The organism is Pengzhenrongella sp., assembly GCF_036565025.1.
Lineage (GTDB): Bacteria > Actinomycetota > Actinomycetes > Actinomycetales > Cellulomonadaceae > Pengzhenrongella.
The window spans coordinates 15,094-29,287 of sequence record NZ_DATCNW010000090.1 but is presented as its reverse complement, the minus strand read 5'-3'; the positions used below and the strand labels follow the sequence as shown (position 1 = coordinate 29,287).

Below are 14,194 nucleotides of genomic sequence, written 5' to 3'. Positions count from 1 at the left end.
GAGCTGAGCGGTCGTCAGCCGCACCCGCCGGGCCAGGTCGGCCATGTCGACGAACGGCCCGTTCGCGGTGCGCTCGGCCACGATCGCGGTCGCGGCGTCCTCGCTCACCCCGCGCACCGAGGCGAGACCGAGCCGGACGGCGAGCGCGCCGCCGTCGTCGGACGTCATGCCGGGAGCGGCGAGGCTCGGCCGTACCGCACTGCCCCCCGGCAGCGGTGCGAGCGGCAGCACCGGACCCGCGGCGCCCGGGACCCGTTCGAGCCCGGCCTGCACCCCCGAGGCGAGCACGTCGGGGCGCAGCGCGGTCAGCCCGTGCCGCCGCGCGTCGGCCACCAGGGTCTGCGGGGAGTAGAAGCCCATCGGCTGGGCGGCCAGCAGCCCCGCGTAGAACGCCGCCGGGTGGTGCACCTTGAGCCAGGCGCTCGCGTACACGAGGTAGGCGAAGGAGTAGGCGTGCGACTCCGGGAAGCCGAAGTCCGCGAACGCCTTGAGCTTGTCGAAGATCTGCTCCCCGACCTCGCGCCCGATCCCCTTCGCCGCCATGCCTTTGAGCAGGCGCGCGTGCAGCGCCTCCATCTTCTCGGTGGACCGCTTGGAGCCCATCGCCCGGCGCAGCTGGTCCGCCTCGGCGCCGGTGAAGTCGGCCACGTCGATCGCCATCTGCATGAGCTGCTCCTGGAACAGCGGCACGCCGAGGGTCTTGGCGAGCGACTTCTCGAGCAAGGGGTGCAGGTAGGTGACCTTCTCGCGGCCCTGGGCGCGGTTGATGTACGGATGGACCGAGCCGCCCTGGATCGGCCCGGGCCGGATGAGGGCGACCTCCACGACGATGTCGTAGAAGGCCCGCGGTCGCAGTCGGGGCAGCGTGGACATCTGGGCGCGGGACTCGACCTGGAACACCCCGACCGTGTCCGCCGCGCACAGCAGGTCGTACACGAGCGGGTCCTCCTGCGGCAGGCCGTGCAGGTCGAGCTCGACGCCCTCGTGCTCGCGGGCCAGGTTGAACGCGATCTGCAGCGCGGTGAGCATGCCCAGGCCGAGCAGGTCGAACTTCACCAGCCCCGCGTCGGCGCAGTCGTCCTTGTCCCACTGGAGCACGGTGCGCCCGGGCATCCGGGCCCACTCCACGGGGCAGACCTCGATCACCGGCCGGTCGCACAGCACCATGCCGCCGGAGTGGATGCCCAGGTGCCGGGGCAACCGAAGGAAGCGCTCGGCGAGGTCGAGCACCGGTGCCGGGATCTCGTCGAGGTCGCTCGCGGGCGGCGGGCGCAGCGCCGGGACGACGTCGTGCCTGTCGTCCGAGACGGCGCCCGCGACGTCGTCGTAGGGGCTCCCCCAGGCGGACTTGACCGGTCCGGCGCCGGGGATGGGGACGGCGGGGGCCGCACCGCGCAGGCTCCCCCAGCGCTCGATGCTCTTGCTCCAGGCGTCCTGCTGCCCGACGTCGAACCCGAGCGCGCGGGCGGCGTCGCGCACCGCGGAGCGCGGGCGGTAGGAGATGACGTTCGCGACCTGCGCGGCGTGCGTGCGCCCGTGCTTGGCGTAGACGTACTGGATGACCTCCTCGCGGCGCCCGGACTCGATGTCGACGTCGATGTCCGGCGGGCCGTCGCGCTCGGGTGCCAGGAACCGCTCGAAGAGCAGGCCGTGCCGGACCGCGTCCACGGCCGTGACCCCCAGCGCGTAGCAGACCGCCGAGTTCGCGGCCGACCCCCGCCCCTGGCACAGGATGCCGTTCTCGCGGCAGAACTCGACCAGGTCGTGCACGATCAGGAAGTACCCGGGGAAGGTGAGGCTCTCGATGACGTCGAGCTCGCGCGCGATCTGCGCGTAGGCACCCGGCACCCGCTCCGACTCGCGCGGGCCGTACCGGCGCGCCGCCCCGCGCCAGGTCAGCTCGCGCAGCCAGGTCGCCTCGGTGTGGCCGGGCGGCACCGGGTACGGCGGCAGCGCGGGGGCGACCAGGTGCAGATCGAACGCGCACTGCGCGCCCAGCGCGGCCGCGTTCGTCACCGCGTGCGGGTACCGCGCGTGCCGGGCGAGCATCTCGGCCGCGGACCGCAGGTGCGCCCCGCCGGTGGCGGGCAGCCAGCCGTCGAGGTCCTCCAGGGACGACCGTGCCCGCACGGCGGCCAGCGCACCGGCCAGGTCGGCGTCCCGCGGCGTCGCGTAGTGCACGTTGCCGGTCGCGACGAGCGGCAGGCCCGACGACGCGGCGAGGCCGGCGAGCGCATCGATGCGTTCGGAGTCCATCGGGTCGCCGGTGTCGGTGACCTCGACCGCGACGTTGTCCCGGCCGAACAGGGCCACCAGGCGGTCGAGCTCGCCGCGCGCTGCTCTTTCCCGGTCGGACCGGTTCCGGCCCGCCGTCGGGGAGCCGGGAGCACCCTCGAGGGTGCGGCGCACCGCGCTCTTGCGGCACCCCGTCAGGACGAGCCACTGCCCGGCCGCCTCCTGCGCGAGCTCCTCGAGCCGGTAGGCCGCGGCGCCCTTCTCCCCCGTCGCCAGGTGTGCGGTCGCGATCGCGCGCGAGAGGTTGCGGTAGCCGTCGGGGCCGCGGGCGAGCACGAGCAGGTGGGTCGAGCGCGGGTCGGGCACGCCGGTGGGCGGGTCGAGCACCTGCGCGCCCCGGACGTCGGTGGCGGGCAGGTGCAGCTCGGCGCCGAAGATCGTGGGCAGGCCGACGGCGCGCGCGGCCTGGGCGAACCGCACGACGCCGTACAGCCCGTCGTGGTCGGTGACCGCGAGCGCGGACAGGCCCAGGCGCGCGGCCTCGGCGGCGAGCTCCTCGGGCTGGCTGGCCCCGTCGAGGAAGCTGAAGGCCGTGTGCGCGTGCAGCTCGGCGTAGCGGGGCGTGCTCGGGCGGGCGCTCGGGCCGGCCTTCGTCGGGCGGGGCTCAGTCATAGATCGCCTCGCACGTCCAGGCGCCGCCCGTGCACGCGAGGAGCAGCGCCCGGCCGTCCGCGAGCGCGACCTGCAGGTGCACCCGGCGCCGCGGCGTCTCGCTCCACCAGCGCTCGACCATCGGCCACGGCCCGGCCCACGCCACCACGGGGTGCGGACCGCCGTCCGGACCGAGCGGAGCGGTACCGCGCGGATCGACGGCCCAGCGCACCGCGACCGGCGGCGCGCTCATCGCCAGCCGCGCGTCCACCCGCACGGCGAGCCCGCCGACATCGAGCACCTCGACCCGCGCGGGCTCCACGAGCACGGTCGCGGGAGCCGGCTCGGGCAGCCGGCCGGGCCACGGCCGGTCCGCGGCGCGCGGCGGCGTCTGGGCATCACCCCACGGCACCAGGTGGACCTGGTCCCGCACATCGCGCCCACCCTGCAACGCGGCCACCAGGACCCCGTCACCGCCGAGCAGGCCCTGCACGCGCAGCAGCGCGCGGTGGGCGCGCAGGTCGCCGCCGCTGGCCCCGCCCCACAGCTGTCCCTGCTCGGCGCCGGCGGGGGCCACCTCCTCGGCCGCAATCCCGATCCGCACCAGGGCCGCGGGCGCGGGAGAGGTCCCGGCCCCGGCGCCACGGCCGTGGCCATGTCGGTTCCGATTCCGAATCCCATTCCCATTCCCGCGCGAGCGCGAGTGCGAGCCACCGACCTCACCCGAGCCATCCGACCCGCCCGACCCCCGCAGGGCGCTGCCCGACAGCCAGCCCTCGAGCTGCCAGCGCACCCGGTCCGTGATCCGCGCGGGACTCAGCCCGCCGAGCCCGCCGGCATCGGTGCGCCAGGTGCGCACGAGCTCCTCCCCCGCGTCGGTGCGCGCGGTGATCCGGAGCCGCCCGCAGCTCACCGACCGTTCCAGCAGCATCGCCTGGAGCTGCTCGGCGAGGCGTCGGGCGGCGAACGCCGCGGCATCGATCCGTTCCGCGGGCGGATCGAGCTCGCAGCCGACCTCGATGTCGGGCTCGAGGCGCCGGCGGACCGGCGGTCGCACGTCCTGGCCACACGCCATCCGGTGCGCCCAGGTACCGAGCCGCCCGAACCGCGCCTCGACATCGGCGGCCGGGAGCGCCGCCAGGTCGCCCAGGGTGCGCAGCCCGAGCCGGTGCAACAGGTCCAGCAGGGTGGCGACCTCCGCCACCGCCCGGTCCCCCATCGCGGCGTGCACCAGCTCGTCGACGGCGAGCGGGTCGAGGAATGCCCGCGTGCGCTCGGGCGGCACCACGCACGAGGCGCGCGCCGCGAGGATCGCCGCCAGCACGCCGTCGGCCACGCCCACCTGGCACTCGTGCCCGGTGTGCTCGGCCACCCGTACCACGAGCTCCTCGGCGAGCGCCTGCTCGGACCCGTGGAAGCGGCTCGCGCCGCCGGCCGGGAGCAGCAGCAGCCCCGGGCGCGCCACCTCCAGCCCCGCGACCACGGTCTCGGCGGCCGCGGCGACCGGCTCGAAGGTGCGCGTGTCGCGCCCCTCGTCGACCGTGAGCAGCACGAGCTCGGGGCAGCACTCCTGCGCCTGGCGCCGGCGCATGCCGCGGCGCACCCCCTGGGTCCTGGCGAGGGCGGAGACGGCCGTGATCCGGCGCCCGTCGTGCACCGCGGCGGGCTGGTCGGCGTCGGTCTGCCCGTCCGCCATCGCGGCGATCACCGGCCAGTCCGGCACCCACAGCACGGCCGTGCGGACGGCGGCGCTCCCCGGGGCTCGGGTCCGGTCGGGAGTTCGCGTGCTGATCGGGGTTCGCGTGCTCATCGCCGACGCCTCAACCGACCAGCCGCAGCGGTGCGCCGTCGTCGGCCGCTGGGACCGCCGGAACCAGGCCCGGCGGATCGATCGGCGAGCCGGCCTGCTCGAGCACCGGCAGGACCACCTCGGCCCGGACGGGACGGCCCGCACTGCCGCGCCCGCCGCGAGTCACGGCCAGCCGGTGGCTGCGCAGGTGCCCGTACCCGGCGCCGAGCCCCGTCCAGCCGGTGGCCTCGGCGGTGAGCACGAGGTGTGCGCCCGGCCAGGGTGCGGTCGACAGCAGCACCGCACCGCGCTCCCGGGCCCGCGCCATGAGGCGGCGCCGATCGGAGTCCACGAGCGCCGCGGCGGAACCGACGATCACCAGGTCGACGCCGTCGAGGAGCGCGGCCAGCACGGTCGGCGCATCCGGTCCCGGGCGCGGGACGAGGGCCAGGCGGTCGAGCTCGACGCCGGCCTGCTGCGCGGCGAGGACCCCGACCCCGGGCAGACCGACCACGGCCACCCAGGCCCCCTCGCGCGAGGCGCGGGCGACCAGCGCAAGCACGAGCGAGGTGGACCCGGTCACCACGAGGGTGCCCCCGCGGTGCAGCGCCCCCTCGGGCAGCAGGTGCGCCAGGGGTGCCGCGACGGGCAGCGGCGGCCGGTCGGGATGACCCGCCCGACCGCGATGGCGCGGGCGCGATGGCGCGAGGACCTGGGGCGAGACCGGCACCCTGGGCGAGACCTGAACGGGTGCCGCGGACGTAGGTGCAGCGAGCGCGGGTACCGCGAGCGCGGGTGTAGCGGCGAGCGCGGAGGCCGGCATGCTCCGCGCCCCGGTACGCAGCTCGGCGCGCCGCAACGCCTCCCGCGCGCGGAGGGAGCGGTCCTTCACGGTCGTCACGTCGCCCTCCCACCTTTTGCCATGTTCTGCTCGTTTTAGAACATGCGTTCTATCCTTCCCTCTAGTAGACGACCCCAACGCCCGGCTGTCAACCGCCCCGATGCCTCACGCCGGGCCACGACTCGCCGTCCGTGAGCCACTATGTCGGTGCGGTCAGACATGATGGCCCGATGGACCTCACCCGCCCGATTGCCCCCGACCCGTACGCGCTGCTCCCCCGCGTGCCGTCGTTCACCCTGGTGAGCGACGACGTCGCCGACGGCGCCCCGCTCGCCGACCAGCACTCGGACGCGGGTGACGTCTCCCCGCACCTGCGCTGGGAGGACATTCCCGCGGGAACGCGCTCGTTCGTCGTGAACTGCTTCGACCCGGACGCCCCGACCCCCGCGGGGTACTGGCACTGGACCGTCTTCGACCTGCCCGCGACAATCACGACGCTGGCCACCGGCGCCGGCCAGCCGGACGGCGCGCGCCTGCCCCTGCCCGCCCTGCAGGCCCGGCACGACGGCGGCGGCGCGGGCTACACCGGCGCCGCGCCCCCGCCCGGGGACCGCGCGCACCGGTATGTCTTCGCGGTGCACGCCCTCGACGTCGAGAGCCTCGGCCTGACGCCCGAGGCCACCCCTACCGCGGTGGCCTTCAACACCCTGTTCCACACGATCGGCCGCGCCGTGCTGACCCCGACGTTCCAGCGCTAGTGGGTGCGTCCATGACGCTGGCCTCGATCGGGAGCCTGACCTGGCTGCCCGCCGTCGAGCACCCCGAGCTGCTCGCGCCCGGCACGTACGCCGCGCTGCTCACCTGGGCGGCGCTGGACCCGAGCGTCGCCGAGCGGGTCGCGGTCGCGGAGATCGACCCGGAGCTCGCCGACACGGCCGCGCTGACCGCCGCGTACGACCTGCCGCCCGCCGCGTCGGCGAACTGCGTGGTCGTCGCGGGGCGGCGCTCGGGCGAGGAGCGCATCGCGGCCGCCGTCGTGCTGGCGACCACGCGCGCGGACGTCAACAGCGCGGTCAAGCGCCTGCTCGACGTGCGCAAGGCGTCCTTCCTCTCGACGGACCGCGCGACCGAGGAGTCCGCGATGGAGTACGGCGGCATCACGCCCGTCGGGCTGCCGTCGGCCTGGCGCGTGCTCGTCGACTCCCGCGTCGTGGTCGCCGACCCGGCCGACGGCGGCGCGACCGACCCCTCCGGCGGGGTCGTCATCATCGGCAGCGGCCTGCGGCGCTCCAAGATCGCCCTGCCCGGCTCGTTGCTCGCCGGACTGCCGGGCGCCGAGGTGGTCGAGGACCTCGCGATCGACTGACCCGGCGCGGCACTAGGCTCCTCGCCGATGAGCGACGACGGCGGTACCCCGGTGCGTGGCGGTTCGTTCTACGACGCACCGGGGGTGTTCGAGACGTACCGCGAGCATCGCCACGGCGGCACGAGCAGCGCGAACATCGTCATGGAGGAGCCGGCCGTGCTGGCCGAGCTCGGCTCGCTCGCGGGCAAGCGCGTCCTCGACCTGGGCTGCGGCGACGCCACGTTCGGGCGGACGGCGCTCGCCACCGGGGCCCGGTCCTACCTCGGGGTCGACGGCTCGAACGCGATGGTCGGGCGCGCGCGGGATGTGCTCGCGGGCACCGGCGGGGCGGTCGTGCTCGGGGACCTCGAGGACTTCGACGCGGAACCCGGCGCGTTCGACGTCGTGGTCTCCCGCATGGCGTTGCACTACCTCGCCGACCTCGGACCGACGCTCGCCGCCTGCCGGCGCAGCCTGGCTCCCGGCGGGCAGCTGCTGGTCACGGTCGTGCACCCGGTGATCACCGCCCGGCAGGCGCAGGTCGCGCCGGGACTGCGGACCAGCTGGCTCGTCGACGACTTCTTCGTCCCGGGTCCCCGCGAGCGCGCCTGGATGGGCAGCACGGTCACCTGGCACCACCGGACCACCGAGGACTACGTGCGGGAGATCGCCGCGGCCGGGTTCCGGCTGACCGGGCTCAGGGAGTGCGAGCCGGTGCCGGCGCGCTTCGACGGCGACGCCGCCGAGCTCGCGCGCCGCCGCCGCGTGCCGGTGTTCTTGCTGCTCGCCGCCGCACGGGACTGAGCGCGCTCGGGTCCGATCCGCGCTGCTCGGCCCCCACCAGCAACGCTGCGCGGATTGCTACCCCACGAGGTAGCCGACGGCGTCGGCGGCGCACCAGCCCTCGGGGTTCGCGGCCAGCAGCTCGGTGACCCCGGCGAGGTCCGCACCGAGGGTCACGAGTGCCTCCTCGCGGTAGCCGTCCTTGCGGGTCTGTCCGAGCTCGACGTTGGCCATCAGCGCGTTGCACAGGCACTTGCGCCCGACGGTGTCTTCGATCTTGCCGCCCTTGCGGACGTAGACGTCGACGGGCTCGGACGGACAGCGGTAGCCGACGACGCCGGGCGAGCGCTCGTACGGGACGCGCAGGTGGCCGATGTCGCACAGCCGCGGCCGGGCCTCGTACATGGTCTCGTCGGACTGCGTGCCCGGGACGGTCGCGACCTTGAACGGAAAGCCGGTCGGGGAGGCGAGCGGGTCGGTGCGGACCTCGAGCTTGCCCTCCGCGAGGTCGTTGAGCATCTCCTTGCGCAACGTGTCGGCGAGCCCGGACTCCTTCGACAGCGCGAACAGGGTGCCCACCTGGACGCCCGCGGCGCCGGCCAGCATCGCCTGGTTCAGGTGCGCCGGAGTGCAGTACCCGCCGGCGAGCCAGAACGGCAGCCCGACCTCGGCGACCTTGGCAAGGTTGGCCTCGTCGCGCGGGCCGAAGACCGGCTGCCCGTCGTCGTCGAGCACCAGGCGCCCACGCGGGGGCGCGTTGTGCCCGCCGGCGACGGGACCCTCGACGACGAACCCGTCGGGCCGGGTCGAGGGGTCCTTGGCCAGGTAGGCGGCGAGGATGTGCGCGGACACGATCGCCAGGAAGCGGGGTCGGAGCAGCGGGGCGAGCCCACCACCGGTGAGGGCCTCGGGGTCGATCCCCACGGTGAACGGCTCGGTCGAACCGTCGACGTGCAGGCTCAGCGAGCACGCCTCATGACGCGAGAGCTGGTTCAGCAGCCGGGGGATCTCGGTGGGGATCCCGGCACCCATGAGCACGTAGTCGACACTCGCGAGCATGGCGCCGTACGCCGCGCTCGGGGTCGCCATCTGGACCTTCTCCAGGAAGTTGATCCCGACCAGGCCGTCGTGGCCCTCCTTGGCCAGCCACACCTCGGTGAAGTTGGCGACCACCGCGAGCTCGAGCGCGCGCGACGTGGTGTGGGTGCCCAGCTTGGGGACCGGGCGGTACGGCTTGTCGGCTTCCTTGCCGCCCTCGACGAAGAACTTGCGCAGCACTCGGTGCACCATCGCCTGCTCGGGAAAGGCGTCCATCGCGCGGCGCATGTCACCGCCGGGGTCGCCGTCCTGAAGGCGCCGCGCCAGCACGACGTCGAGCGCGGTGCCGGACACGACGCCCAGCTGTCCGGTCTGCGACACGGCCCGGGCAAGCTGCCACGAGGAGACGGCGACGCCCATCCCGCCCTGGATGACGGAGGGCAGCGCCCGTCCGTCCGTCGTATGGGCGCGTTCGGCACCGTCGGTGGTCATCGTGGCCATGGCAGAACCTCCAGCTGAACCTTCTCCAATAAACCTACGGAATCGTAACTTACGCTACCGTAAGTTTGCGGCACCGAGTCCCCCTTGCGCTCGGGACTTAGGTCCTAGGGAGCATCGGACATCTCCAGCCGGGTCGCCCAGAACGCGACCGCCGAGGCCGCCGCGACGTTCAGCGAGTCCACCCCGCCCGCCATCGGGATCCGGACGACGACGTCCGCCGCACCGACCGCGGCCCGCGAGAGCCCGTCCCCCTCGGTGCCGAGCACGAGCGCGAGCCGGGAGTCCGGGGCGAGCACGCCGGGTGAGGCGGCGAGCTCGTCGAGCGTGACCGCGTCGTCGGACAGGGCGAGCGCCGCGATCGTGAAACCGTCGTTCCGCAGGTCGTCCAGGCCGCCCGGCCAGGACTCGAGGCGGGTCCACGGGACCTGGAAGACCGTCCCCATCGAGACCCGCACCGCTCGTCGGTACAGGGGGTCCGCGCACCGCGGGCTGACCAGGACCGCATCGACGCCCAGCGCCGCTGCGCTGCGGAAGATGGCCCCGACGTTCGTGTGGTCGACGATGTCCTCGAGCACGGCCACCCGTCGGGCGCCCGCGCCGCCGCGCGCCTTGGCGAGCAGCTCGTGCACGGGCTCGAGCGGCGGTCGGTGCATGGCCGCGAGGGCGCCGCGGTGCAGGTGGAAGCCGGTTACGGCTTCGAGCACCTCGGGCGGACCGACGAACACCGGCACGTCCCCATCCGGGCCACCGCCGACGGCGTCGATGACGTCCTCGAGGTCCGCGAGCCACCGCTCGGCCATCAGCAGGGACCGCGGCCGGTGCCCCGCGGCCACCGCCCGGCGGATCACGGTCGAGCTCTCGGCGATGTACAGGCCCTTGGCCGGCTCGTGCTTGGCGCGCAGCACGACGTCGGTCAGGCTCTGGTAGTCGTTGAGCCGCGGGTCGTCGGCGGTGGTGAGGCGGTGGATCGGCACCCGAGGATCCTGCCACCGGTTCCGTGCGGGGTCGGACCGCGCCGAGTTCGGCGCGACCACCAGGAATGGGAAGGATGTGTGCGCGGCGCGCTCACATCCTTCCCATTCTTGGGGCGGCACCGGGGATCGGCGACCCGGGCGCCAGGGGGAAGATCAGTCGACCGGGGCCGCCGCCAGCGCGAACTGGCTCGCGTACAGCTCGGCGTACGCACCGCCGGCCTCGATGAGCCCCTCGTGGCTGCCCTGCTCCACGATCCGACCCTCCTGCATCACCAGGATCACGTCGGCATCGCGGATCGTCGACAACCGGTGCGCGATCACGAAGCTCGTCCGGCCCACCCGCAGCGCGGCCATCGCGTGCTGGACCAGCACCTCGGTGCGGGTGTCCACCGAGCTCGTCGCCTCGTCCAGGACGAGGATCGCCGGGTCCGCGAGGAACGCTCGGGCGATCGTCAGGAGCTGCTTCTCCCCCGCGCTCACGTTCGCGCCCTCGTCGTCGAGCACCGTCGCGTAGCCGTCGGGCAGGGTCCGCACGAACCGGTCGACGTGCGTGGCGACCGCGGCGGCGACCATCTGCTCGTCGGTCGCCTCGCCGACGCCGTACCTGATGTTCTCCGCGATCGTGCCGCCGAACAGCCAGGTGTCCTGCAGCACCATGCCGATCCGCGAGCGCAGCGCGTCGCGGGTCGTGGTCGCGACGTCGACGCCGTCGAGCGTGATCCGTCCGGAGTCCACCTCGTAGAACCGCATGAGCAGGTTCACCAGGGTGGTCTTGCCCGCCCCGGTCGGCCCGACGATCGCGATCGTCTGACCGGGCTCCGCGACCAGGGAGAGGTGATCGATGAGCGGCCGGTCCGCCTCGTAGCGGAACGACACGTCCTCGAACGCGACCCGCCCGCGCACCGGAACCGCGAGCACGGCCGGCACCGTGGGGTCGGGCCGCTGCTCCTCGGCGTCGAGCAGCTGGAACACCCGCTCGGCCGACGCCACCCCCGACTGGAGCAGGTTCATCATCGAGGCGATCTGCGTGATCGGCTGCGTGAACTGGCGCGAGTACTGGATGAACGCCTGCACGTCGCCGAGCGACATCGTGCCCGACGCGACCCGCAGCCCGCCGATGACGGCGACGATGACGTAGTTCAGGTTCGCGAGGAAACCCATCGCCGGCTGGATGATCCCGGAGATGAACTGGGCCTTGAAGCTCGCCGCGTACAGCTCGGCGTTCTGCTCGCGGAACGTCTCGATGGCCTGCTTCTGCCGACCGAACACCTTGACGATCGCGTGCCCGGTGAACATCTCCTCGATGTGCGCGTTGAGCTTGCCCGTCCACGCCCACTGACCGACGAACTGCGGCTGGGAGCGCTTGGCGATCGCGACCGTGATGACCACGGACAGCGGCACCGTCACGAGCGCGACGATCGCCAGCAGCGGGGAGATCCAGAACATCATCACGAGCACGCCGAGCACGGTGAGCACCGCGGTGATCAGCTGGGACAGCGTCTGCTGCATGGTCTGGGCGATGTTGTCGATGTCGTTCGTGACCCGGGAGAGCACCTCGCCGCGCTGCTGGCGGTCGAAGTACGACAGCGGCAGCCGCGACAGCTTGGCCTCGACGTCCGAGCGCAGCGTGTACGTGGTGCGCTGCACGATGCCCGCCGTGAGCCGGCCCTGGAGCCAGCCGAACAGGAACGAGCCTACGTAGATCGCGAGCACGATGAGCAGCAGCCGGCCCAGGCGGTCGAAGTCGATGCCGACGCCGGGCACGATGTCCATCCCGCGCAGCAGATCGGCGAACTTGCCGTTCCCCTGGGCGGACGCGGCGGTGATCGCCTGTTCCTTGGTGATCCCAGCGGGCAGCCGCTTGCCGATCACGCCGGAGAAGATGATGTCGGTCGCGTTGCCGAGGATCTTGGGCCCGAGCACCACGAGCGTGACCGAGGCCACCGCGAGCGTCATCACGACGGCGACCGGCACCCGCTCGGGGCGCAGCACCTTGATCAGTCGGCGGCCCGAACCACGGAAGTCCATCGACTTCTCCGCGGGCATGCCCATGCCCATCATCGGTCCGCGCATGCCGCCCATCGGCGGGCGCCGCGGAACAGCGGGTGCCTCGGTGTCGTCCCGCACGTCGTCGCTCACGCGGCCTCCTCCTCGGTCACCTGCGAGAGCACGATCTCGCGGTACGTCTGCGATGTCGCCATCAGTTCGAGATGCGTTCCCACGCCGACGACGACGCCGTCGTCGAGCACCACGATCTGGTCGGCGTGCCGGATGGTCGAGACCCGCTGGGCCACGATCACGACGGCGGCGTCCCTGGTCTCCGGCACGAGCGCGGCCCGCAGCGCGGCGTCGGTCGCGAAGTCGAGCGCGGAGAAGGAGTCGTCGAACAGGAAGATCGACGGCCGCCGGACCAGGGCCCGGGCGATCGCGAGTCGCTGGCGCTGACCGCCGGAGACGTTCGCGCCGCCCTGGGAGATCCGGCCCTCGAGGCCGTCGGTCATCGCCTCGACGAAGTCGCGCGCCTGCGCGACCTCGAGCGCGTGCCACAACTCGTCGTCGGTCGCGTCGGCCTTGCCGTAGCGCAGGTTCGACGCGACGGTCCCGCTGAACAGGAACGGCTTCTGCGGCACCAGCCCGATCCGCGCCCACAGGTCGTCGGGCTCGTAGCTGCGCACGTCGACGCCGTCGATCAGCACCGCGCCCCCCGTCACGTCGAACAGCCGCGGGACCAGGCTCACCAGCGTCGTCTTGCCGGACCCGGTCGAGCCGATGATCGCCGTCGTGCGCCCCGGCCGGGCAATCAGGCTGACGTCTCGGAGCACCGCAACCTCTGCGCCCGGGTAGCGGAACTCGGCGTGGCGAAGCTCGAGCTCGCCCCGCAGGGCGCCCGGACCGACGAACACGGGCGCGAGCGCCGGCTCGACCGGGGGCAGCACGGACGGCTCGGTGTCCAGCACCTCCACGATCCGTTCGGAGGAGACCACGGCGCGCGGCACCATCACGAACATCATCGTGGCGATCATCACCGACATCAGGATGTACATGATGTAGCTCAGGAAGGCGGTCAGGGCCCCGATCTGCATCTGGCCGGCGTCGATCCGCTCGGCGCCGAACCACAGCACGCCCACGCTGGACGCGTTCATCACGAGCATCACGGTCGGGAACATCAACGCCATCAGCCGACCGACGCGAACCGACGTCTCGAACAGATCCGTGTTCGCGACCGCGAACCGCTCGGACTCGCGGCGCTCGCGCACGAACGCACGGATCACCCGCAGACCGGTGATCTGCTCGCGCAGCACCGCATTGATCCGGTCGATCCGCTTCTGCATGGCCCGGAAGTACGGGATCATCCGGCTCACGATCAGCCCGACGGACAGGCCCAGCACGGGCACGACGACGATCAGCAGCCTCGACAGTGCGACGTCCTCGCGCAGCGCCATCACGACGCCGCCGACCAGCATGATCGGCGCCATCACCATCATCGTGAAGCTGAGCAGCACGACCATCTGGACCTGGGTGATGTCGTTGGTCGTGCGGGTGATGAGGGTCGGCGCCCCGAAGTGCCCGATCTCCTGGGCGGAGAAGTCCTGGACCCGGGTGAACAGCCCTTCGCGCACGTCGCGGCCGAACGCCATCGACGCCTTGGCGCCGAAGTACACCGCCGCGACCGCACAGACGACTTGGAGCAGGCTGATCGCCAGCATCCAGCTCCCGGTGTGCAGGATGTAGCCCGTGTCGCCGACCGCGACGCCCTTGTCGATGATGTCGGCGTTCAGGCTCGGCAGGTACAGCGTCGCGAGGGTCTGGACGAGCTGGAGCACGAGCACGGCGGTGATGGGTGCGCGGTAGGGCCGGAGGTACTGCTTGAGCAACCGGATCAGCACGGGGGGGCTCCAGGGGTTCGCGCGGGCGCACGCTCATTCACCACAAGAACGGCGCGCACCTGCGAAACCATGCCACCGGAGGGGCGCAGTTGCACCCCTGCCGGTGGCATGGTTCGCGACGGGCGAAATTACCCGCGAGCCAGGCGCAGA

The 14,194-nt window shown here is 73.2% G+C and carries 10 protein-coding genes; 3 read left to right on the top strand and 7 right to left on the bottom strand.

Features of this window, described 5'->3' with window-relative positions; genetic code table 11:
- From dnaE to VIM26_RS05030, 3 genes are all read right to left on the bottom strand, one after another.
- Positions 1-2,907 (bottom strand): DNA polymerase III subunit alpha (gene dnaE / locus VIM26_RS05040; RefSeq protein ID WP_331949259.1); only part of this gene is annotated, 2,907 nt, incomplete at its 3' end.
- Entirely contained in the window at positions 2,900-4,696 is a 1,797-nt protein-coding gene (locus VIM26_RS05035) for a DNA polymerase Y family protein (protein ID WP_331949258.1), read from the bottom strand. The genes dnaE and VIM26_RS05035, both read right to left, overlap by 8 nt.
- 10 nt (positions 4,697-4,706) lie before the next feature.
- Positions 4,707-5,576 carry a hypothetical protein gene (locus VIM26_RS05030; RefSeq protein WP_331949257.1) on the bottom strand — a complete coding sequence of 290 codons (870 nt, stop codon included), beginning with the start codon at positions 5,574-5,576 and terminating at the stop codon, positions 4,707-4,709.
- 170 nt (positions 5,577-5,746) lie between these two features.
- On the opposite strand from VIM26_RS05030, the gene VIM26_RS05025 reads away from it, so the two are divergent.
- Genes VIM26_RS05025 through VIM26_RS05015 form a run of 3 tightly spaced genes read left to right on the top strand, consistent with a single transcriptional unit; the run spans position 5,747 to position 7,665 of the window.
- Positions 5,747-6,274 (top strand): YbhB/YbcL family Raf kinase inhibitor-like protein, encoded by a 528-nt coding sequence (locus VIM26_RS05025; RefSeq protein ID WP_331949256.1) that lies wholly within the window; start codon positions 5,747-5,749, stop codon positions 6,272-6,274.
- A gap of 11 nt (positions 6,275-6,285) precedes the next feature.
- Positions 6,286-6,882, top strand: a complete 597-nt coding sequence (locus VIM26_RS05020; protein WP_331949255.1) for a YbaK/EbsC family protein — start codon at positions 6,286-6,288, stop codon at positions 6,880-6,882.
- Between the two features lie 27 nt (positions 6,883-6,909).
- Positions 6,910-7,665 carry a class I SAM-dependent methyltransferase gene (locus tag VIM26_RS05015; protein WP_331949254.1) on the top strand — a complete coding sequence of 252 codons (756 nt, stop codon included), beginning with the start codon at positions 6,910-6,912 and terminating at the stop codon, positions 7,663-7,665.
- A 57-nt stretch (positions 7,666-7,722) separates the two neighbouring features.
- Here VIM26_RS05015 and VIM26_RS05010 read toward each other — a convergent pair whose 3' ends face one another.
- The 4 genes from VIM26_RS05010 to VIM26_RS04995 all read right to left on the bottom strand — a co-directional run bounded on the left by VIM26_RS05010 (position 7,723) and on the right by VIM26_RS04995 (position 14,044).
- Positions 7,723-9,183 (bottom strand): nitronate monooxygenase, encoded by a 1,461-nt coding sequence (locus VIM26_RS05010; protein ID WP_331949253.1) that lies wholly within the window; start codon positions 9,181-9,183, stop codon positions 7,723-7,725.
- A gap of 104 nt (positions 9,184-9,287) precedes the next feature.
- Positions 9,288-10,157 (bottom strand): RNA methyltransferase, encoded by an 870-nt coding sequence (locus tag VIM26_RS05005; RefSeq protein WP_331949252.1) that lies wholly within the window; start codon positions 10,155-10,157, stop codon positions 9,288-9,290.
- A gap of 153 nt (positions 10,158-10,310) precedes the next feature.
- Positions 10,311-12,239 (bottom strand): ABC transporter ATP-binding protein, encoded by a 1,929-nt coding sequence (locus tag VIM26_RS05000; RefSeq protein ID WP_331949261.1) that lies wholly within the window; start codon positions 12,237-12,239, stop codon positions 10,311-10,313.
- 53 nt (positions 12,240-12,292) lie between these two features.
- The gene (locus VIM26_RS04995; RefSeq protein WP_331949251.1) at positions 12,293-14,044 is read right to left on the bottom strand and encodes an ABC transporter ATP-binding protein; all 1,752 of its coding nucleotides are present in this window, start codon (positions 14,042-14,044) and stop codon (positions 12,293-12,295) included.
- Between the last annotated feature and the right edge of the window lie 150 nt (positions 14,045-14,194).